Consider the following 20,923-nt stretch of genomic DNA (forward strand, 5'->3'; position numbering starts at 1 on the left):
GCGGCGCATTCTATCGGAAGTTCTCCGCGCGATCCCCCCGGCCGGAGCCGGCCAGCGAGCGCAGCGGCGAGACGACGAAGCGGCCCTCCGCATCGCGTCCGACCAGCGCCTCCACGCCGTAGACGCTCGCGATCCGCTCCGGGGTCAGCACCTGGGACGGCGGTCCGCTGGCCGCGACGCGGCCCTGGTCGAGCAGGACCAGCTCGTCCGCGAAGCGCGCCGCGAGCAGCAGGTCGTGGGTGACGAGCAGGCAGCCCCGGCCCGGCTCGGCCTCGATCCAGCCGCGCACGCGCTCCCAGCACTGCAGCCCGTGGCCGAGATCCATGTGGGCCGTGGGCTCGTCGAGAAGCCAGGTCGGCACGCCCTGCACCAGCGCGCGCGCGAGCAGAACGCGCTGCTTCTCGCCGCCCGAGAGCGTGGGATACGCCCGGCTGGCCAGGCCCTCGAGCTCGAGCTCGGCGAGCGCGCGCTCGGTCCGCTCCCGGTCGCTCGGCGCCTCGCGGCCGAGCGGACCGAGAAACGGCGCGCGGCCGAGCGCGACCATCTCGCGCACGCTGAAGGGAAACGGGACGTGGCTCTCCTGCGGAACCACCGCGAGCCGTCGCGCGATTTCGCGGCGGGACAGCTCGGCGAGCGCCGCGCCCTGGAGCCGGACCTCGCCAGCGTCCGGCCGCAGCGTCCCTGCGAGTACACGCAGGAGTGTCGTCTTTCCCGCGCCGTTGGGCCCGGCGACCACCAACAGCCGCCCTGGCGCGAGCGCGAGCGAGACGTCCGAGAGCACCTGCGCTCTCCCGAACGCGTGGCTCACGCCGCGCGCGACGAGAAGCGGATCGCTCATGACGGGAGCCGCGACAGCTCGCGGCGCAGGAGCACAAGGAAGAGCGGCCCGCCGACCAGCGCGGTGAGGGCACCGACCGGGAGCTCGATCGGCGCGAGCACGACCCTCGCCAGCGTGTCCGCGCTGACCAGGAACGCCGCGCCCGCGAGCGCCGATGCCGGAAGCAGCGTGCGGTGGTCGGAGCCGATCGTGAGCCGGACCAGATGCGGAACGATCAGGCCGACGAATCCGATCAGGCCGGAGACCGCGACCGAGGCGCCGATCAGCAGCGCGCTCGCGGCCAGCACGTTGCGGCGTACTTGCGGGACGTCGACACCGAGATGTGCCGCGGTCGCGTCGCCCTGCGCGAGCAGGTTCAATGCGTACGCGTGGCGCAGCGCGATCGCGAGCCCGATCGCGGAGAGCGCGGCCACGCCCGCGATCAGCGGCAGCTCGACGGGACGGATCGCGCCGATCAGCCACAGGAAGACGCTCGCGACGCGCGACAGGTCCGCTGCGCTGGTCACGAAGACGATCAGCGACGACGCGAACGCGTTGAACACGACGCCCGTGAGCAGCAGGCTGTGCGCGGGCGCGCGCCCGCCGGCGGCCGCGATCGCGTAGAGCAGCAGGCTCGCGCCGAGCGCTCCGGCAAACGCGACCAGTGGCACCGCGGACCCGCCCAGCCAGAGCCCGCCGCCGAGCGCGAGCGCCGCGACGCCGGCCAGCGCAGCGCCGCCCGAGATCCCGAGCACGTACGGATCGGCGAGCGGATTCTGCAGCAGCGCCTGGAGCAGGGCGCCCGCAGTCGCGAGGCCCGCGCCGACGATCGCGGCGAGCAGCGCGCGCGGCAGGCGGATCTGCAGCACGATCTCGGCCGTCGGGTTCTGCGCGGATCCGAGCAGCAGGCTCGAAGCGATGCAGGCCAGCAGAAGCAACGAGAGCCACGCGAGCGCAGGGCGGGACCTCACGGCGCCTGGCTCCACGTCCGGCCGGGATGCACACGAGCGCGCAGGATCTGCGCGCCCTCGGCAAGCCGGGTTCCTGGCAGCGTCGCGACTCCTGGCGCAACGATCTCCACGCGGCGCACGAAGCCGTAGCGCGACCAGTAGCCGTGCGCCTCGCTCTGCGCCTGCGGTCCCGTCGTCGGCTCGCGGGTCGAGTCGATCAGAACGTCGGGCGCGCGCTCGGCGAGCAGCTCGAGCGAGACCTGCGGGTACGCGCCCGAGAGATCGCCGAAGACGTTGCGGCCGCCGGCCAGCTCGATCAATGCGCTCGCGAAGCTGCCGCCGGCCGCGACGTAGAGCGGCTCGCGTTCGACGACCAGCGCCACGCTCGGGCGCTCGAGCCCTTCGACCGAGCGCGACACCTCGGCGAGCTGCTCGCGAACCCGCGCGACGAGCGCTCGGGCGTCGGGCTCGCGCCCGAGCTCCTTCCCGATCTGCGGGTAGGTTTCGAGCACCTGCTCGAGCGATCCGCTCGAGTCGATCTCCCGCACCCGTACGCCGCGCGCGCGAAGCTGAGCGAAGAACGCCGCCTGTGACTCGCTGCGCACGCCGAGCACCAGCGTCGGACGCAGCTCGAGCGCGCGCTCGAGGTCGGGCGCGAACAACCCTCCGAGTGATGGCAGCTCGCCGAGTCCGGAGAGCACCTTCGAGTACTGGTCTACGCCGACCAGCGCCTCCCGCCCGCCGAGCGCGACGACGACGTCCGTCGTCGACGGCGAGAGCGAGATCACACGAAGCTCGTCCGTCTGCGAGACGGGCTCACCCGCGCGGCACGCGCAGACGAGCGCGACGGCGAGCGAAATCCAGCGAGCGCTTCGGGGGGTGCGCACGGAGCTGTTCTAACACTTCGCTCCCGCGCCCGTCGCGAAAGCGGGGGCGCGACCGACCGGGTGGCGGCCGCGCCCCCGGACCGCTCAGTTACCGGGCTGCGCGGTCGTCTTGCCGTCGAGCGCCACGTGCGGCCTGATCCGCTCGAGCGCCTTGTCGCCGATCCCCTTCACTTCCCCAAGGTCGTCGACGCGCTTGAACGCGCCGTGCTCCTTGCGGTACTCGAGGATCGCCTGCGCCTTGGCCGGCCCGACGCCGGGCAGGAGCGCGAGCTCCTCCGCGGTCGCCGAGTTCACGTTCACGACGCCGACGATCGCGGCGCCTCCGGCACGCCCTGCGGGCTCGTTTCCCGCAGCGGCGGCCACGTTGCACAGAAGCGCCACCAGCGCGAACGCGCTCGTGGCCCGGACGATCGTTGCTCGCATCTTCATACCCTGCCTTTCCTTTGTTGGGGTGAGGAAAGCGGGTGAGGCGGGGGAAACCGGTGTGACTAGCTCTGCCGGCCGACGACGAAGTCCGCGAGCGCGAGCATCGCGTGCTTGGCCTCGCAATCGACGAACGGCTCGATCTGCGAACGCGCCTGGCTGCCGAGAAGCTGCGCTCGGGCGAGCGCGCTCTCGACGCCGCGGTGCCGCTCGACGCACTCGGCGACGCGCTGCACGCTCTCGCGGTCGGGGCTGCGCCCGGCCGCGCTCTGCAGCGCGAAGTCTTTCAGCAACGACGAGATCGCGTCGCGCTCGCCGGTGCTGCAGCGCTTCAGCGTCGCGATCAGCGGCAGGGTGAGCTTTCCCTCCGCGACGTCGGTGAGCGGCGCCTTGCCCAGGTCCCTCTCGCTGCCGGAGTAGTCGAGCGCGTCGTCGACGAGCTGGAAGGCGAGGCCGAGAAGCCAGCCGTACTCGCGAACCGCGCGTCGCTCGGAACGCGTGACGCCGCCCAGGATCGCGCCGGCCTCGGCGGCCGCAGCGAGCAGGCTCGAGGTCTTTCCGCCGATCACCTCGAGATAGGTCGACTCGCTCATCTCCGGATCGAAGCTGCGCGTGAGCTGCAGGACCTCGCCCTCGGCCATTGCGCGGATGCTCTCTGCGAAGGCCGCGAGTATGTCGGCATCCCCGTCCTCGACCAGGGTCTGGCAGGTTCGCGCGTACAGGAAGTCTCCGACCAGGATCGCGAGCTTGCTGCCGAACCGGGCGTTGACGCTCGGTCGACCGCGCCGGGTCTCCGCGCCGTCGACCACGTCGTCGTGCAGCAGCGAGGCGCTGTGCAGGTATTCGGCCGCGGCGGCGATCTGGATCGCGCGCGGCCCACGGTAGCCGCAGAGCCGAGCCGCGAGCAGAACCATGACGGGCCGGACGCGCTTGCCGCCGCTTCCGAAGGTGTGTTCCCCGATCGTGGGGATGACCGGCGCGACGGATCGCATGCCTGCGCGCATGACGCGCTCGACCTGATCGAGGTCTTCGCGCAGGAAGGAGATGATGCGCTCGAGATCGGGGGCGGCTGTCAACTCGCTTGCATCCGGTAGGAGGTTCGGCGAGTCTAGCCCGCGGCGGGGGGCGCTGTCAAAGAATCTGATGCCAAATCCGCTTGCATTCCAGGGAGTTAACGAAATTACTCGGCTCGATGCGGAGGTCGGCGTCGAGCTCGATCGGCTGCGCGAGCGAGGCCTGCACCGGCGCCTTCGACGTGTCGAGGGGCTGCAGGCGCCGCGGATGCGCGTCGACGGTCGCGACTGCCTGATGCTCGCGGGCTCGAACTACCTCGACCTGGCCGGCGACGCGCGCGTGATCGCGGCCGCGCAGAGGGCCGCCGAGGAGTACGGCACCGCGGCGGCCGGCTCGCGCCTGATCAACGGGAACCTCGCACTGCACGAGGAGCTCGAGGGCGAGCTTGCCCGCTTCACCGGCCACGCGGCCGCGCTCGTGTTCAGCAGCGGCTACATGGCGAATCTGGGCGTGCTCGGCGCGCTCTGCGGCCCGGACGACGTGATCGTCTCCGACTCGCTGAACCACGCCAGCATCATCGACGCCTGTCGGCTCGCTCGCGCGCAGACGCGCGTCTTCGCCCACAACGATCCCGAGGACCTCGCACGCGTGGCCGCGGGACTGGTCGGATTCCGGCGCCGCGTGCTGGTAGCCGACGGCGTGTACAGCATGGACGGCGACCGCGCACGCCTGTCCGAGCTCGTGCCGATCGCGCGCGACCACGAGATGATCGTCGTGCTCGACGATGCGCACGGTCTGGGCTGTCTCGGCGCGAGCGGCCGCGGTGCGAGCGAAGTGGAGGGCGTCGCGGTCGATCTCCTGATCGGGAATCTCGGCAAGGCGCTCGGCAGCTTCGGGGCGTTCGTCGCCTGCTCGACACGGGTGAGAGAGCATCTGGTGAACGCGTCGCGCAGCTTCATCTTCACCTGTGCGACCGCGCCGCCAGCGCTCGGCGCCGCGCTCGAGGCGCTGCGCATCGCGCAGTCCGAGCCCGAGCGCCGCAAGCTGCTGTTCGAACGCGCCGAGCAGCTTCGCGTCGGTCTGCGCTCGGCCGGCTACGACACCGGCGAGAGCACCACGCAGATCGTGCCCGCGATCGTCGGCGACAACGAAGCGGTGATGCGGCTCGCCGACGCCGCGCTCGAGCGCGGCGTGTACGCGCAGGGCATCCGCCACCCGTCGGTGCCGCACGGCACGGCCCGGATCCGCTTCACGCCCACCTGCGCGCACTCCGCGCAGGACGTCGCGCGGGTGATCGAGGTCTTCTCGGAGCTTCGCGCCAGATGAGCCGAACGCGCGAGCTTCGCGAGCGCGACCAGCGCGCGCTCTGGCACCCGTTCACCCAGATGAGCGACTGGATGGACGGCCATCCGGTCGTGATCGATCGCGGCGAGGGGAACTACCTGATCGACACAGACGGGAACCGCTACCTGGACGGCGTCTCCTCGCTCTGGGTCAACTTGCACGGCCACGATCACCCGATCCTGCGCGCGCGGATCCACGCGCAGCTCGACAAGCTCGCGCACTCGACGCTGCTCGGGCTGGCAGGAGTTCCGTCGATCGAGCTCGCCGAGAAGCTGGTCGCGATCGCGCCGCCGGGACTCACGCGCGTCTTCTACAGCGACAACGGCTCGACCGCCGTCGAGGTCGCGCTGAAGATCGCCTTCCAGTACTGGCAGCAGAAGAGCGAGGAGACGCGGGTGCGAACGCGCTTCGTCGCGCTTCGCGACGCGTACCACGGCGATACGCTCGGGGCCGTCGCGGTCGGCGGCATCGAGCGCTTCCACGAGGCCTTCCGGCCGCTCGTCTTCGACGTGCTGCGCGCACAGAACGCCTACTGCTATCGCTGCCCGTACGGGCTCGAGCAGCCAGGCTGCGGGATCCACTGCCTGGAGTCGCTGGAGGGAATCCTCGAGAGACACGGGCACGAGGTGGCCGGCGTGGTGGTCGAGCCGCTGCTGCAGGCGGCCGCGGGAATGCTCCTGCTCCCCGACGGCTGGCTGCGCCGCGTGCGCGAGCTCTGCGATCGCCACGGCACGCTCCTGATCGTGGACGAGGTCGCCACCGGCTTCGGGCGCACCGGGAGGATGTTCGCCTGCGAACACGAGAATGTGTCGCCCGACCTGATGGCGATCGCGAAGGGCATGACCGGCGGCTACCTGCCGCTCGCCGCCACGCTGGCGACCGAGGAGATCTTCTCGGCGTTCCTCGCGCCGACGCACGCGTCGCGCCAGCTCTTCCACGGGCACTCGTACTCCGGCAACGCGCTGGGCTGTGCTGCGGCGCTGGCGAATCTGGAGATCTTCGAGACGGAGGATGTGCTGGGCCGCGTCGCCCGCACCGGCGCGCGCCTGGCGCTACGGATGGATGAGCTCCGCGAGCGCGCCTGCGTGGGCGACATCCGCCAGCGCGGCCTGATCGCCGGCATCGAGCTGGTTCGCGATCGGGCGACCCGCGAACCCTTCGACCCGCGCGATCGCATCGGGCACCTGGTCTGCTCCGCGATGCGCAAGCACGGCATCATCCTGCGGCCGCTCGGCGACACGGTGGTGGTGATGCCGCCCCTCTCGGTGAGCGAGGCCGAGATCGACGCGATCATGGACGCGCTCTCGGCCTGCATTCGCGAAGTGACCGGCGCTTGAGGGCCGTCTTCGTCACAGGCACCGACACCGGCTGCGGCAAGACGACCTTCGCGTGCGCGCTCGCGCGAAGCGCCCGCGAGGCGGGACGCCGCGTCCGGATCCTGAAGCCGATCGAGACCGGCTGCGAGCGCGGAGTCCCCGCGGACGCGCTCGCGCTGGCGCGCGCCGCCGGAGACGACGCTCCGGTCGAGCGGCTCTGCCCGGTTCGACTCGCGCTTCCGGCTGCGCCCGAGTGCGCGGCGCGCGCCGAAGGAGTGGCGATCGAGCTCGCGCCGATCGAGGCGGCGTTCGCACGCGCGAAAGTGGACGCGGATCTGACCATCGTTGAAGGCGCCGGCGGGCTTCTGGTCCCGATCACGCCGGCGCTCGACATGGCCGGACTCGCCGGCCGGCTGCGGCTTCCGCTCGTGGTCGTCGCGCGTGCCGCGCTCGGCACGATCAACCACACGCTGCTCACGGTCGAAGCCGCGGGCGCCCGCGGCCTGCGGGTCGTGGGCGTCGTGATCGACCACGGCTGCGCCGACCTGTCCGCCGCGGATCGCCGCAATCTCGACCTGCTGATCGAGCGGCTGCCGGTTCCGCTGCTCTGCGAGCTGGCGTTTGGCGCGACCCGGCTCCCCGCGAGCTTCGATCTCGCGGCGTTTCTGGCTTCGGCCGGCAACTCCTGACTCAAGCCGCGGCCGGCTCTCGCCGAACCAAGCTCGGATGGCGCGCGGCCAGCAAGATCCGATTGACGAGGAGCTCGATGAGCTCGACCAGGGCCTGAAGCGCCTGCGCGTGGAGTACGACCAGTTCTTCCTGGGAATCCTGAAGCGCCCGCCCGAGGTGCTTCAGGGGCGGATGCAGAAGATCATCGTCAAGTACGCGAACCAGATCCTGCGCAAGACGCACCAGAAGTTCCGCTTCAACCAGCTCAACTCGAAGTTCCAGATCTACCGCCAGCAGTGGGGCCGAACGCTGCGCCAGATCGAGTCGGGCACGTACCGGGGACACCGCTTCAAGGCGAAGCTCCACGAGCGCGAGCGAGGGCTCGGCGCGGAGCCCGAGACTCCCGGAGCGGAAGCGAGCGAACCTTCGGCCAAGGCGAACCCGATGGATCAGCTCTACGACGCGCTGGTCGCGGCTCGAAGGCGCGCGGGGGAGTCCGGTCCGGACCCCGACCGCGCCAAGCTCGGCGAGCTCGTGCGCAAGCAGACCGCGGCGCTGCGCGCGAAGCACCCCGGCGCGAAGGTCCGCTTCCGCGTTGCGGTGGACGGGAAACGCGCGAAGCTCGTCGCGTCGGTCGTGAAGGACTGAGCTCGAGCTTGCGCTAATCTGCGCGGCTCGAGCGACGGGGTAGCGTGTTGACCGCGAAGATTCCGATGGTCGATCTCGAGCAGCAGACGCAGGCTCTCTGGCCGGAGCTCGAGAAGGCGGTGCTCGACGTGCTGCGCTCGGGCCGGTTCATTCTCGGCCCGAACGTCGAGGCGTTCGAGCGCGAGGCAGCCGAGTTCCTGCGCGTGCGCTTCGCGGTCGGCGTCGGCTCGGGCACCGACGCGCTCGTGGTTGGCCTGCGCGCGCTCGGAATCGGCCCCGGCGACGAGGTGATCGTTCCCTCGTTCACGTTCTTCGCGACGGCCGAAGCCGTGAGCCTGGTCGGCGCCACGCCGATCTTCGCCGAGATCGACCCGAAAAGCTTCTGCATCGACCCGGCAGCCGTGCGCGCGGCGCTCGGCTCGCGCACGCGCGCGGTCGTCCCGGTGCATCTCTTCGGCCACGCGGCGAACGTGCCGGCGCTTCGCGAGATCGTGCGCGGGAAGGGCATCGCGATCCTGGAAGACGCGGCCCAGGCGTTCGGCGCCGAGCTCGGCGGAAAGCGCATCGGCGGCCTCGGCGATGCAGCGGCGTTCTCGTTCTTCCCTTCGAAGAATCTGGGCGCATTCGGCGAGGCGGGCCTGATCGCGACCAACGACGAACGCATCGCGGACTCGGTGCGAAGCCTGCGCGCTCACGGCTCGCGGCAGCGTTACGTGAACACCGAGATCGGCTACAACGCGCGCCTCGACGAGATTCAGGCCGCGTTGTTGCGAGTGAAGCTTCCGCACGTGGAGCGCTGGAACGACGAGCGGCGTCGCGTAGCGGCCGAGTACACTTCGAGCCTCCGCGGCCTGCCGGGTCTGACACCCCCGAGTGTCGCGTCCGGCAGCACGCACGTCTTCCACCAGTACACCCTGCGCATCGATGGCGGGCGGCGCGATGCGGTCTCGCGCGCGCTTGGCCAGGCGGGCATCGCCACGCAGGTCTACTACCCGATCCCGATCCACCAGCTCCCGGTGTACGCGGACCGGAAGGTCTCGCTGCCGATCACCGAGCGAGCCGCCGCCGAGGTGCTCTCGCTGCCGATCTATCCGGAGCTCTCGAGCAGCGACGCGCGGGAGATCGCGCGCCGCGTGCGCGAGTCGCTCTAGCCGCTCCGGGGGCGGTGGCGTTCAGGCCACCAGGCCGATCTCCCGGTACTTGGGTGCCGTGCGCTCGGTGATGATCCCGAGCTTCTCCAGCTGCGGCATCACGTAGTCGCGGAACGGGCTGGGCTGCGTGGCGCGGAAAGCGGGATCCGAGAACTTCTCGCGCATCTCCGCGAGCGCCTTCTCGCGGTCGATGCCGACTTCGGCGAGCACGTTCAGCGTCGAGATTCCGCCCGAGCCCCCGCGCCCGACCACCGCCGAGACCGCGCCGAAGGCGAAGTCCTCGAGATCGTCGCGCGCGGCGTCGGTCATGCGGGGCAGCTCGTCCTTCATGTAGATCAGCCCGTACGAGACGTGGCGCGCCTCGTCCTGCGCGGTCAGCTCGACCACCTTGCGCAGGAGCTCGTCCTTGGAGCCCTCCTTCATCAGCTTGAAGGACCCCATCGCCAGGCTCTCGACGATGATCTGCATGCCGACACACTTCTTCTGCCAGGTGTCCGCGGCCAGGATCGCGTTCAGCACCGCCTGGAGCTGCGGATCGATCGGGTAGACCCGGTCGAGTCGGGTGATGTAGCGGTGGAACACCTCGACGTGGCGCGCCTCGTCGACCACCTGTGTGGCTGCGTAGAGCTTGCCGTCGGTGTCGGGCACCACGTCGACCAGCTGGCCGCAGCAGAGCAGCGCGCCCTGCTCGCCGTGCAGGAACTGCGAGAGCCGCCAGGCCGCGAGGCGGATCTGGAGGTCCTTGCGCGTGCGGTCGGGCAGCGCCTTCACGAAGTCGAACTGGCTCATCACGTTCTGGCGCGGGTCGAGAATGTCGCCGTCGCGGTCGATCTCGAGGCTCCAGTCGATGTCCGTCGCGGCGTTCCACTGCTGCTTCTTCGCGACCTCGTACAGCTCGCGAAGCGCCTTGATCTTCGGCTCGTAATCGAACTTCCAGAGGGTCTTGACCTGACTCGTGAGCTCATCGAACGACATGGCTTCTCCTTCATTCCTCGACCAGGATTCCCCCGGTCGGGCAGTATTCGGCGGCCTCATGACAGGCGGCCTCCTCATCCGGACTCTCAGGCTGCCGCACGACCCGCGCGACCGAAGTGTCCGCGGGCGTTTCCAGGTTGTCGGGGGCGCGCTCGCGGCAGAGCCCGCAGCCGATGCAGAGCCGCTCCTCGACGTGGAAGCGCGCGTAGACGGCGCTCTCCTCTTGCCTGGCGCGCGGGATCACGGTCGGCCACTCATCGCTGCGGCTCCTCCGCGAAGACGTAGCGGTGGAACATGTCGATCAGCTCCGCGAGCACCCGCTCCGGCGCGGGCTCGGTCATGCGGTGCACGAACACTTCGCGGGCGGCCACCTCGATCGAGCGCCGCAGCAGGAACGCGGCCGCCAGCGGGTCGAGCTCCGCGCGCACGATGCCGCGCTGCTGGCCGACCGCGAACAGGTCGCGCATTCGCTCGATCCCGATCTGGGTGATCCGGTCCAGCCGCGCGCGCACCTCGCCGTCGCGCTCGGCGAGCTCGAGCAGGACCAGGTAGAAGCTGCCCTCACGCCGGAGGCGCTCGTAGGACGCGCGCAGCCCCTCCGCGAGGCCGGCGCGCGGGTTCTCGGCGAGCAGCCACTCGACCCCGAGCCCGCCGCGGGCGCGCTCGATCTCGCGGTCGCCCCAGTCGTCGATCAGCGCCAGCAGAAGCGCGCGCTTGTCGGGGAAGTGGTGGTAGAGCGTGCCCACGCCGACACCGGCGCGCTGGGCGACGTCGGCCATGCTGGTCGGCTCGTATCCGCCGCGCGAGAACAAGAGCTCCGCCGCGTCGAGCACCTTGCGGCGGGTCGCGATCGCGCGCGCCTGCGGGCGCCTGCCGATCGGAGCGAGTCTCGTGCGAGCTGGATGCGCCACGACCCCGGAGGCTATCCGGGACCAAAACCGAACGCAAGCTCGACTTTGGTTCGCAACGCTCCGGAAACGCAGAACGATCGGAGCAGATCTAGTTCCGCGGCGGACCGCTCACGGCCGGCGGTTTTGACGGCCAGGCCTGGAAGGACCCGCGGTGGCGCATCAGCGCGCTGCGGATCACGTCGATGTAGACCAGCTTCCGGATCATGTACGAGTGCGTCTCTTTCGGGTCCAGGTACAGGTTGTAGAGACGCCCATACGGGTACTGCTGCAGCACGCCTGTGAAGCCGCCGGGATTCACGACGTCGGTCGAGTCGTCGGAGATCGCCGCCGTCATGTACTTGTACTCGCCGACTCGCACCGCCGAGAGGTGGAGCGTCAGCCAGTAGTAGTGGAATTTCCTGCAGGTGTCGCCGTCGGGCGCCAGCAGGAACGAGGTCTGGTCGATCGAGTCGATGAAACGGTCGGTCGGCACGCGCTCGGGGATGCCGGCCAGATTCAGGCAGGTCGCGAAGAGATCGAGCTGGTCGAAGATCCCGTCGCTGGCGCGCGGCTCGATCATTCCCGGCCAGGAGAAGACCCCGGGCACGCGCACGCCCCCTTCCCAGGTCGAGCCCTTGGCGCAGCGGAACGGCGTGACGCCGGCGTCGGGCCAGGTCTCCATCTCGGGACCGTTGTCGGAAGACACGAAGACCAGCGTGTTCTCGAGCTGTCCTGTCGCCTCGAGCTTGCGCACCAGCCGGCCGACGATGTCGTCGAGCTCGATGATCGTGTCCTTGTAGGGATGCTTCGACGGCGACTTGCCGAGGAACTTCTCGTGCGGGTAGTTGTCGAAGTGCGCGCCGCGCGTGCAGTGGTACAGGAACCACGGGCGCGAGTCGCGCGCCATGCGCTCGATGAAGCGCTCCGAGTAGCCCGCCCACTCGTCGTCCAGCCGCGAGAGCACCGGGATCGTGACCTCCTCGACCACCTCCGGCTGGCCGCCGCGCTGCGCGTGCACCCAGCACTTGTTGAACGGCAGGTTCTCGACCCAGCGCCGGCGCTCGTCGCTGTAGACGACTTCGGGGAAGAAGTACGGATCACGCCATTCGGTGTACATGTCCGAGACGCTCAGGAAGCCGAAGAAGTCGTCGAAGCCCGCGTTCTGCGGCTGCGAGGGCAGGTTCTCGCCCATGTGCCACTTGCCCACGGCCTGGGTCGCGTAGCCGGCGCCGTGGAGCAGCTGCGGCAGAGTGACCTCGCCCTCGAGCCCGCCGGGCATGCCGTACATGGGCGGAACCAGAAGTCCATGCCGCATCGGCAGCCGGCCGGTCATGAGCGACGCGCGCGACGGCGTGCACGAGGGCTCGGAGTAGCACGAGGTGAGCAGCAGCCCGTCACGGGCGAGGCGATCGATGTTCGGCGTGGGGGCACCGGCCATGACTCCGCCGCCGTAGCAGCCGAAGTCGCCCCAGCCCACGTCGTCCATGAGCACGATCAGGATGTTGGGCTTGCGGCCGGTGCGGCGTTCGAGGTCCGCGAGCTTGCGAGCCGCCGCTTCGGCTTGCGCAGGATGCGAGAAGACGGGCTCGATCGTGATCGGATCGAACGCCACGCTACCCCCGGAGCGCGTCCACGCGCGCCTGCGCGCACTCTACCGCATCGCGGAGCTTCGCCACCTGCTCGGGCGGTGCGTAGGTACCGGCATTGGCGAGTGCCGCGGCGGCATCGGAGCGCCTGCGCTCGGCCTCGGTCGCGTCGATCTGCTCGGAGAGCTCCGCGATCGGCGCGAGCACCGTGACTCGCTCCAGGGTCACTTCGGCGAAGCCGCCGGTGATCGCGGCGCGCCGATTGCGACCCGACTCGATCCAGCGCACGACGCCCGGCTTCAGCTCGACGAGCACCGGAGCATGACCGGGCAGGACGCCGAACTCGCCCTCGCTTCCGGGAGCCACCACCTGCTCGACGTCGCTGTCGACGAGCGGACGGGCGGGCGTGACGATCGAGAGCCGCATGCCCATCGCGGATCAGCCCACGCGCTTCAGGCGCTCGCCGGCCTCGCGCGCGTCGTCGATGCCGCCGACCATGAAGAACGCCTGCTCGGGCACGTCGTCGACCTTGCCATCGAGGATCTCGCGGAAGCTCTTCAGCGTCTCCGAGATGCGCACGTACTTCCCCGGCACGCCCGTGAACTGCTCCGCGACGAAGTTCGGCTGGCCGAGGAACTTCTGGATCTTGCGCGCGCGCGAGACCGCGATCTTGTCGTCCTCGGAGAGCTCGTCCATGCCCAGGATCGCGATGATGTCCTGGAGCTCCTTGTACTTCTGAAGCACCTGCTGCACGCCGCGCGCCACGCGGTAGTGCTCCTCGCCGACGATCAGCGGATCGAGGATGCGGCTGGTGGAGTCGAGCGGATCCACGGCAGGGTAGATGCCGAGCGACGCGATCTGGCGCGAGAGCGTGATGGTCGCGTCGATGTGAGCGAAGGTCGTCGCCGGCGCCGGATCGGTCAGATCGTCGGCGGGCACGTAGACCGCCTGCACCGAGGTGATCGCGCCCTTGCGCGTGGATGTGATGCGCTCCTGCAGCGCGCCCATGTCGGTGCCGAGCGTGGGCTGGTAGCCGACGGCGCTCGGGATGCGCCCGAGCAGCGCCGAGACCTCCGAGCCCGCCTGCGTGAAGCGGAAGATGTTGTCGATGAAGAGCAGGACGTCGCGCCCTTCCTCGTCGCGGAAGTACTCCGCGATCGTGAGCGCCGAGATGCCTACGCGCGCGCGCGCGCCCGGCGGTTCGTTCATCTGACCGTAGACGAGCGACGCCTTCTCGATGACGCCCGACTCCTTGAACTCGAGCCAGAGGTCGTTGCCCTCGCGCGTGCGCTCGCCGACGCCCGCGAAGACCGAGTAGCCGGAGTGTTCGGTGGCGATGTTGCGGATCAGCTCCTGCATGAGGACGGTCTTGCCGACGCCCGCGCCGCCGAAGAGGCCGATCTTGCCGCCGAGCGGGAACGGGCAGAGCAGGTCGATGACCTTGAGCCCGGTCTCGAACTGCTTGATCGTGGTCGACTGATCTTCCAGCTTCGGCGGGTCGCGGTGGATCGGCATGCGCTTGTCGCATTTGACCGGCCCGCCCTCGTCCACGGGCTCGCCGACCACGTTCACGATCCGGCCGAGCGTGCCCGCGCCGACCGGCACCGAGATCGCGGCCCCGGTGTTCTTCACCGGCATTCCGCGCACCAGACCGTCGGTGGTGTCCATCGCGATGCAGCGAACGTGATTCTCGCCGAGGTGCTGGGCGACCTCGATCACGAGATTGTCGGGTCGCGCATCGATCGCCGGGTTGCTGATGGTTAGCGCGTTGTACACCTCGGGGAGTTTCCCGGGGGGGAACTCCACGTCCACGACCGCGCCAAGCACCTGCAGAATCCGTCCATCGCTCATTCTCGTCTCTCCTACAGCGCCTCGGCGCCGGCCACGATCTCGGTCAGCTCCGTGGTGATCTGCGACTGCCGCGCCTTGTTCATCTCGAGCGTCAAGCTGCGAATCAGCTCGCGCGTGTTCTCGGTCGCGCTGTCCATCGAAGTCATTCGCGCGCCATGCTCGCTCGCGGCGTTCTCGAGCAGCGCACGCAGCACCATGAACTCGATCACGCTCGGCAGCACGCGCGCGAGCAGCGACGCAGCATCCGGCTCGATCTCGTAGGCGACGGCCGGCTCCTTCCCGGTCGCCTCCGGGAGCGCGGAAAGCACCGGAATGGCGGTCACGCGCGTCGGGACCTGTGTGAGCGCAGAGACGAAGCGGCCGTAGACGAAGATCGTCTCGTCGCTCGCGCCGGACAGGTAGCGCTCGATCAGGTACGAGGCGATCTCGTGCGCGACGGCCGGTGTCGGGACCGGGAGTCCGATCCATGAGCGGGGGATGTCGATGCGGCGGCGGCGGAAGAAGTCGCGCCCGCGCCGGCCGACCGGGATCACGGAGATCGATTCGGCTCCGTCGATCCGCTCGCCGATCACGGCGAGCGCCTGCTTGATCACGTTCGAGTTGAACGCGCCGCACAGCCCGCGGTCGCTGGTGACGACGACCACGTCGAGCTTTCGCACCTGCTCGCGCGGCGAGAGCAGCGGGTTCACGTCGGCCTCGATGCCGCCGGCCAGCGCGGAGAAGATCTCCGTGAGCTTGGCGCCGTAGGCCCGCGAGGCCTCGGCCGCCTGCTGCGCCCGCGCGAGCCGCGCCGCAGAGATCATCTTCATCGCCGAAGTGATCTTCTGCGTCTTCTGGATCGCGACGACGCGGCTCTTGATCTCGCGGATGGTGGCCACGGCCGGCTACGCCTGGGTGCTGCTCGGCTGGAAGGTCTTGCCGAACACGAGCAGAGCTTCATCGAGCTTCGTCCTGACCTGGTCCGAGAGTGCGCCGGTCGACTTGATCTCGGCCAGCACTTCGGGATGGCGCTGGCGCAGGAACGCGGTGACCTCGTCCGCGTAGCGCGCGATGTCCTCGGTCGGGTAGTTGCGCACGAACGACGCGCTGCCGTCGGCGCGCGGGGTCGCCGCGTAGATCTGGATCACCTGCTCCTCGACCGGCAGCGGCACGTACTGCCCCTGGCGCAGCATCATCGTCAGACGCTGGCCGTTCGCGAGCTGCTCCTGCGTCGCGCGGTCGAGGTCGCTGCCGAATTGCGCGAAGGCCTCGACCTCGCGGTACTGTGCGAGCGTCGTGCGCAGCGTGCCGGCGACGGCCTTCATCGCCTTGACCTGCGCGCTCGAGCCGACGCGCGAGACGGAGATGCCCGCGTTCATCGCCGGCCGCTGACCGGAATTGAACAGACCCGTCTCGAGGAAGATCTGCCCGTCGGTGATCGAGATGACGTTGGTCGGGATGTAGTCCGAAACGTCGTTCGCCTGCGTCTCGATGATCGGAAGCGCCGTCAGGCTGCCGCCGCCCTCGCTCGCGCTCATCTTCGCGGCGCGCTCGAGCAGCCGCGAGTGCAGGTAGAAGACGTCACCCGGGTACGCCTGCCGTCCCGGCGGGCGGCGCAGCAGCAGCGAGAGCTGCCGGTACGCGGTCGCATGCTTGGAGAGATCGTCGTAGATGATCACCGCGTGCTTGCCGCTGTCGCGGAACCACTCGCCCATCGTGCAACCGGTGTAGGGGGCGATGTACTGCAGCGGCGCCGGATCCGCGGCGCCCGCGGAGACCACGATGGTGTAGTCCATCGCTCCCTGCTCGGTCAGTTTCTGGACCACCTGCGCGACGGTCGACTGCTTCTGGCCGATCGCGACGTAGATGCAGAACACATCCGTGTTCTTCTGGTTGATGATCGTGTCGAGTGCGATCGCCGTCTTACCGGTCTGGCGATCGCCGATGATCAGCTCGCGCTGTCCGCGCCCGATCGGCGTCATCGCGTCGATGCACTTGAGCCCGGTCTGGAGCGGCTCCTTCACCGGCTGGCGCTTCACGATGCCCGGAGCCTTGATCTCGACCAAGCGCGACTCGGTCGATTTGATCTCGCCCTTGCCGTCGATCGGCTCGCCGAGCGCGTTCACGACCCGGCCGCACATCGACTCACCGACGGGAACCTGCATGATCTCGCCGAGGCGCTTCACCAGGTGCCCCTCGCGGATCTGCCCGCCGGTGCCCATCAGCGCGATGCCGACGTTGTCGTCCTCGAGGTTCAGCACGAGACCCCGCACGCCGCCGGCGAACTCGACCAGCTCTCCGGCCATTGCGTTGGCGAGTCCGTAGACGCGCGCGATGCCGTCGCCGACGGAGAGCACGGTTCCGGTTTCGGCGATGTCGACTTCGCGGTCGTAGTCGCGGATCTGCCGCCGGATGATCTCGCTGATCTCCGCTGCCTTGATCTTCATGTCACGGGCCCTTTCCTGAGAGTTTCGCCGAGAATGCCGAGCTGGGTGCGGATGCTGCCGTCGAGCAGCAGATCGCCGACTCGCGCGACGATGCCACCGATCAGTGTTGGGTCGATCTCGACCGAGAGAGTCACGCTCGCGTTCACTCGTCGGGAGATCGCCTGCCGCAGCTGCTCTTCCGCATCGGGTGCGAGCGGCCGCGCGCTCTTGACGCGGGCCTCCACGCGGCCGGCCTCGGAATCGACGAGCGCGCGCAGCTCGTCGCGGATCGCGAAGAGCAGCGGCATCCGGTTGTGGTCGACGAGCAGCTCGCTCACCACCAGCACCTGCTGCGAGATGCCCAGCCGTTCCGAGAGCGCCTGGATCAACGCCTTGCGCTCGGTCCTCGGATGGATCGGCGTGAGCAGAACGTGCTGGAGTTCGGAGCTGTCCGAAATCTCCTGCGCGAGCGTGGTGAGCTCGTCGAGCAGCTGCCTGCGGGCGGCCGCATCCTGGCCGAGTCCGAAGACGGCTTGCGCGTAGCGCCGCGCGATCTCCCCGCCGCCGATCAAGTTCGCCTCTCGATCTGCTGGACGAACTCACCGACCAGGCGACGGTCGTCGTCCGGGGTCATCCCTTCGCGAAGGATCTCGGCGGCGAGGCTCGTGGCGAGCTGCGCGGCCTCCGCCTGTAGCTCGCGGCGCGCGCGCGCGATCTCCTGATCGGCGGCCCGGCGCGCCTCCTGACGGATCCGCTCGGCCGCGAGCGTCGCGCGCTCCATCGCGAGCGCACGCTCGGACTCGGCCTGCTCGCCGGCGAGGCGGAGGAACTCCTCGTGCTCCGCGCTCGCTCGCGCGAGCCGGGCGTTCAACTCGGCGGTCTCGACCCGAGCCGCCGCGAGCGCGGCCTCGGCATCCTGGATCTGGCGCCGGATGCCGTCGCTGCGGTCGAGCATGAAAGCCTTTAGCGGCTCGCGGGAGAAGTACGCGATCACGCCGAGCAGGATGGCCAGGCCCAGCGCGTGGAAGAAGAAATAGGACCAATCGAGTCCGGCTTCGCCGTGCTCTGCGGAAGACGCGGCGGCGAGAGCGGGGACGGCCGCGAGCGCGGCACACCAGATCGACATGGGAAGCGAGCGCCTCATCAAAGCGCCCTGCCGAGGATTCGAGCCGCGGCTTCGCGGGCGAGCACGCGAGCATCCGCAGGTAGGGCGCCTCTGGCTTCGGCTAGCTCCACCTGGACGGACTGGCGGACGCTCTCGACGATTCCATTGGCGTCGGCCCGAGCTGCCTCGAGGAGGGCGCGTTCGCGTGGTTCGCCGTCGGAGAGGATCGCGTTTCGCCGCGCTTGAGCAGCCGCACGCGCCTCTACGAGGCGAGCTTCGATCGCGGTCCGCGCCGCGCGCGCCTCTTCTCCCAGCTGTTCCACCTGCGCGAGCGCTCCGGCCGTGCGGGCCTCTCGCTCGTCGAGCACTTGGAGCAGCGGCTGCACGAGGAGGCGGTTCACCGGATAGATCAGCAGCAGGAACAGCGCGATGTTGGTCGCCACCGTCGTGACGTCCGGATACAGGTTCAGCTCGGAGGCCAGCGCGGGGACTGGAATCGCCGCCCCAGCCACGATAGCGATCGGGAGGAGCCAGGAGCCAGGCTCGGAACGCACGGTGATCCCCTCTTGTATCGCAGGTCCCTCACCGCGGACCACGGATGCTGACGACAGTCCTGAGCCCACGATGACTCGCCTCCGCGCGCTCGCTTCGCGCGCGCGGACAGAGCCCCAGCGGGTCACGACCCCGCCTCGGCGGCCGGCAGTATGGCAAAGGCCCTTTCCAAGTCAATCAGCGCAAGTGCCACATTTCGCTGCCTATCTCGCAGAGATCGGGTGTCGGAGCGATCGGGTGGTTCAGCGTCGGGGTGCGCCGATCGGCCCGCCTCCCGTGGGCTCGCCCATCTCGATGCGCGCGGTAATCCGCGCGCCGTCGTCGATGCGAATCCGAGGAGTCCGAACTACACCGTCCAGGCGGCCCTGCGGGCCGACCTCGACGCGCTCCTTCGCAGTCACATCTCCAACGACGGACCCGCGCACGATCAGACAGCGGACGTCGAGCTTTGCGTCGATCGTCCCGCTCTCGCCCACGATCAGGGTGCCGTCCGCGTTTGCCGTGCCGCGGAAGTGCCCGTCGATCCGAACCGAGCCGGTGAACGAGATCTTTCCCTCGAACGAGGTGCCGCTGTCGAGGAAGGTCTGAAGCTCCGCCTTCACGATTCGTCTCCCAGGAGCCGATCGCTGAGGCGCTCGAGCTCGCTCTCGCCGTGGAACTCGATCTCGATTCGCCCGCGAGCTCGTCGCCCGACGATGCGGACCTTCGTCTTCAGATCTTTCCTCAAGCGCTCTTCGAGATCGATCACGTGTACGTCTCTCGAAGGACCGGGCCGCGGCCGTTGACGCGCGCTAGACGCAGCGCGTCGGCCAAGCTCCTCGGCTGCCCGCACCGAGAGCCCCTGGCGAACGATCTGGTCGCGCAGCATTGCGCGCTGCGGCGCCGGGACCTGCAGGATGGCCTTCGCATGGCCCATGGAGATGCGCTGGTCAATCAGATCTTGCTGAATCGGGCCCGTGAGCTCGAGAAGTCGTAGGTGATTCGACACACTCGAGCGATCCAAGCCCACTCGGCGCCCGACTTCGTCCTGCGTCATTTCCTCGTCTTCGACGAGCACCTTGAACGCCTGCGCGAGCTCCATCGGGTTCAGGTCAGCGCGCTGAACGTTCTCGACCAGCGCCATCTCGACGACTTGCCGATCGCTCGCGTCGAGCACGACCACGGGCACCTCGTCGAGGCCCGCGATCTGCGAAGCCCGCCAGCGGCGCTCGCCGATGATCAGCTCGTAGCCGTCACCGCGCTTTCGGACGACCAGCGGCTGGAGCACTCCCTGCTCGCGAATCGACGCCGCCAGGGCGGAGAGGTCGCTCTCGCGAAACGTCTTCCGCGGCTGACTGGGATTCGGCGCGATTCGCGAGATCGACACGAAGAGGGGCGCCGCCGCGGAATCCTCGTGGGCGAGGATCTCGCGGTCGCCCGGAGCCGTCCCCACCGATGCCGAAGCTGCTGTCGACGGAATCAGGGCAGAGAGACCGCGTCCGAGCGCCTTACGTGTGGCCATGATTGATCCTCTCCAGAATCTCCTCGGCGAGCTGCAGATAGCTGAGCGCGCCCTTGGAGTTGATGTCGTAGAGAAGCGCCGGCTTGCCGAAGCTCGGCGCCTCGGACAGCCGGACGTTCCGGGGAATCACCGTCCGAAACACCTTTCCCGGGAAGTGCTCGCGGGTCTCTCGCGCGACCTGCATCGCCAGGTTGTTGCGCACGTCGTACATGGTCAGCAGCAGGCCCTCGATCTCGAGCGTCGGATTCAGAGACGAGCGGACGAGATCGATCGTCTGGGTGAGCTTTGCAAGGCCCTCTAGCGCGAGATACTCGCATTGCAGAGGGACCAGAAAAAAGTCGGCGGCCACCAGGGCGTTCAGCGTGAGGAGCCCGAGCGAAGGCGGCGTATCGATCAGAACTACTCGAAAGTGCTCACGAATTTCCGATATCGCGCGCTTCAGCCGTTGCTCGCGATCCACGGCCGTGGCGAGCTCGACCTCTGCGCCGACGAGTTCCGTCGACGAGGGCGCGAGCTTCAGGAACTGAAGCTGCGTCTCCAGCAACACCTCTCCGAGCTTCGCGTCTCCGAGCAGGGCGTCGTAGGTGTCGCCGGAATAGTCCGACGGCGAGAAGCCAAGGCTCGACGTCGCGTTCGCCTGTGGGTCCAGGTCGATCAGGAGTGTCGGGCACTCTGCTGCCGCCAGCGAAGCCGCAAGATTCACCGCGGTCGTCGTCTTGCCGACGCCGCCCTTCTGGTTCGCAACGACGATGACTCGAGCCACTCTCCACCCCACGGCGTACCGCGTCCGGATACTACCTCATCGTTCCACGTGCAATGGGCGGAAAACTCGAAGGCCT

General features: G+C 69.2%; 23 protein-coding genes. 4 read left to right on the plus strand and 19 right to left on the minus strand.

Translation table 11 applies throughout. The features are described from left to right. Positions 1-10: 10 nt before the first annotated feature. From FJ108_06205 to FJ108_06225, 5 genes are all read right to left on the minus strand, one after another. Entirely contained in the window at positions 11-838 is an 828-nt protein-coding gene (locus tag FJ108_06205; protein ID MBM4335491.1) for an ABC transporter ATP-binding protein, read from the minus strand. Beyond that, positions 835-1,926 (minus strand): iron ABC transporter permease, encoded by a 1,092-nt coding sequence (locus tag FJ108_06210; protein MBM4335492.1) that lies wholly within the window; start codon positions 1,924-1,926, stop codon positions 835-837. Before FJ108_06210 ends, FJ108_06205 begins: the two co-directional genes overlap by 4 nt. Continuing rightward, a complete protein-coding gene (locus tag FJ108_06215) occupies positions 1,785-2,654 on the minus strand; it encodes a hypothetical protein (protein MBM4335493.1) in 870 nt (289 codons plus the stop codon). The genes FJ108_06210 and FJ108_06215 overlap by 142 nt, the downstream gene beginning before the upstream one ends. A gap of 84 nt (positions 2,655-2,738) precedes the next feature. Continuing rightward, complete coding sequence (locus FJ108_06220; protein ID MBM4335494.1) at positions 2,739-3,077, minus strand: helix-hairpin-helix domain-containing protein; 339 nt, start codon at positions 3,075-3,077, stop codon at positions 2,739-2,741. 65 nt (positions 3,078-3,142) lie between these two features. Continuing rightward, on the minus strand, positions 3,143-4,153 hold the full coding sequence (locus FJ108_06225; GenBank protein MBM4335495.1) for a polyprenyl synthetase family protein: 1,011 nt from the start codon (positions 4,151-4,153) through the stop codon (positions 3,143-3,145). Here FJ108_06225 and FJ108_06230 point away from each other — a divergent pair. From FJ108_06230 to FJ108_06245, 4 genes are all read left to right on the plus strand, one after another. Next, positions 4,122-5,417: an 8-amino-7-oxononanoate synthase gene (locus FJ108_06230; protein MBM4335496.1), complete on the plus strand. Its 1,296-nt coding sequence runs from the start codon at positions 4,122-4,124 to the stop codon at positions 5,415-5,417. The genes FJ108_06225 and FJ108_06230 overlap by 32 nt on opposite strands. Positions 5,418-6,516: 1,099 nt before the next feature. Beyond that, positions 6,517-7,440 carry a dethiobiotin synthase gene (gene bioD, locus FJ108_06235; protein ID MBM4335497.1) on the plus strand — a complete coding sequence of 308 codons (924 nt, stop codon included), beginning with the start codon at positions 6,517-6,519 and terminating at the stop codon, positions 7,438-7,440. Between the two features lie 37 nt (positions 7,441-7,477). After that, positions 7,478-8,068 carry a hypothetical protein gene (locus tag FJ108_06240; protein ID MBM4335498.1) on the plus strand — a complete coding sequence of 197 codons (591 nt, stop codon included), beginning with the start codon at positions 7,478-7,480 and terminating at the stop codon, positions 8,066-8,068. 65 nt (positions 8,069-8,133) lie between these two features. Further along, positions 8,134-9,219, plus strand: a complete 1,086-nt coding sequence (locus tag FJ108_06245; GenBank protein MBM4335499.1) for a DegT/DnrJ/EryC1/StrS family aminotransferase — start codon at positions 8,134-8,136, stop codon at positions 9,217-9,219. Between the two features lie 21 nt (positions 9,220-9,240). On the opposite strand, the gene FJ108_06250 is transcribed toward FJ108_06245, so the two are convergent. The 14 genes from FJ108_06250 to FJ108_06315 all read right to left on the minus strand — a co-directional run bounded on the left by FJ108_06250 (position 9,241) and on the right by FJ108_06315 (position 20,847). After that, the gene (locus FJ108_06250; protein ID MBM4335500.1) at positions 9,241-10,272 is read right to left on the minus strand and encodes a ferritin-like domain-containing protein; all 1,032 of its coding nucleotides are present in this window, start codon (positions 10,270-10,272) and stop codon (positions 9,241-9,243) included. Next, positions 10,205-10,438, minus strand: a complete 234-nt coding sequence (locus tag FJ108_06255; GenBank protein ID MBM4335501.1) for a ferredoxin — start codon at positions 10,436-10,438, stop codon at positions 10,205-10,207. Before FJ108_06255 ends, FJ108_06250 begins: the two co-directional genes overlap by 68 nt. A 10-nt stretch (positions 10,439-10,448) precedes the next feature. Further along, a complete protein-coding gene (locus FJ108_06260; GenBank protein ID MBM4335502.1) occupies positions 10,449-11,105 on the minus strand; it encodes a TetR/AcrR family transcriptional regulator in 657 nt (218 codons plus the stop codon). Positions 11,106-11,193: 88 nt separating this feature from the next. Next, entirely contained in the window at positions 11,194-12,696 is a 1,503-nt protein-coding gene (locus tag FJ108_06265; protein MBM4335503.1) for an arylsulfatase, read from the minus strand. 1 nt (position 12,697) lies between these two features. Beyond that, entirely contained in the window at positions 12,698-13,102 is a 405-nt protein-coding gene (atpC, locus tag FJ108_06270; protein ID MBM4335504.1) for an ATP synthase F1 subunit epsilon, read from the minus strand. A gap of 6 nt (positions 13,103-13,108) precedes the next feature. Further along, on the minus strand, positions 13,109-14,521 hold the full coding sequence (gene atpD, locus FJ108_06275; protein MBM4335505.1) for a F0F1 ATP synthase subunit beta: 1,413 nt from the start codon (positions 14,519-14,521) through the stop codon (positions 13,109-13,111). A gap of 11 nt (positions 14,522-14,532) precedes the next feature. After that, the gene (gene atpG, locus FJ108_06280) at positions 14,533-15,399 is read right to left on the minus strand and encodes an ATP synthase F1 subunit gamma (protein MBM4335506.1); all 867 of its coding nucleotides are present in this window, start codon (positions 15,397-15,399) and stop codon (positions 14,533-14,535) included. Positions 15,400-15,405: 6 nt separating this feature from the next. Continuing rightward, entirely contained in the window at positions 15,406-16,947 is a 1,542-nt protein-coding gene (locus FJ108_06285) for a F0F1 ATP synthase subunit alpha (protein MBM4335507.1), read from the minus strand. Continuing rightward, a complete protein-coding gene (gene atpH, locus FJ108_06290; GenBank protein ID MBM4335508.1) occupies positions 16,944-17,498 on the minus strand; it encodes an ATP synthase F1 subunit delta in 555 nt (184 codons plus the stop codon). The genes FJ108_06285 and atpH overlap by 4 nt, the downstream gene beginning before the upstream one ends. After that, positions 17,495-18,070, minus strand: a complete 576-nt coding sequence (locus FJ108_06295; protein ID MBM4335509.1) for an ATP synthase F0 subunit B — start codon at positions 18,068-18,070, stop codon at positions 17,495-17,497. The genes atpH and FJ108_06295 overlap by 4 nt, the downstream gene beginning before the upstream one ends. Continuing rightward, positions 18,070-18,711 (minus strand): hypothetical protein, encoded by a 642-nt coding sequence (locus FJ108_06300; GenBank protein MBM4335510.1) that lies wholly within the window; start codon positions 18,709-18,711, stop codon positions 18,070-18,072. The genes FJ108_06295 and FJ108_06300 overlap by 1 nt, the downstream gene beginning before the upstream one ends. Positions 18,712-18,825: 114 nt before the next feature. Further along, complete coding sequence (locus FJ108_06305) at positions 18,826-19,188, minus strand: polymer-forming cytoskeletal protein (GenBank protein ID MBM4335511.1); 363 nt, start codon at positions 19,186-19,188, stop codon at positions 18,826-18,828. Next, positions 19,182-20,084, minus strand: a complete 903-nt coding sequence (locus FJ108_06310) for a ParB/RepB/Spo0J family partition protein (protein ID MBM4335512.1) — start codon at positions 20,082-20,084, stop codon at positions 19,182-19,184. The genes FJ108_06305 and FJ108_06310 overlap by 7 nt, the downstream gene beginning before the upstream one ends. Further along, the gene (locus tag FJ108_06315; protein MBM4335513.1) at positions 20,071-20,847 is read right to left on the minus strand and encodes a ParA family protein; all 777 of its coding nucleotides are present in this window, start codon (positions 20,845-20,847) and stop codon (positions 20,071-20,073) included. The genes FJ108_06310 and FJ108_06315 overlap by 14 nt, the downstream gene beginning before the upstream one ends. Positions 20,848-20,923 lie beyond the last annotated feature (76 nt).

The organism is Deltaproteobacteria bacterium, from assembly GCA_016875225.1.
GTDB lineage: Bacteria > Myxococcota_A > UBA9160 > SZUA-336 > SZUA-336 > VGRW01.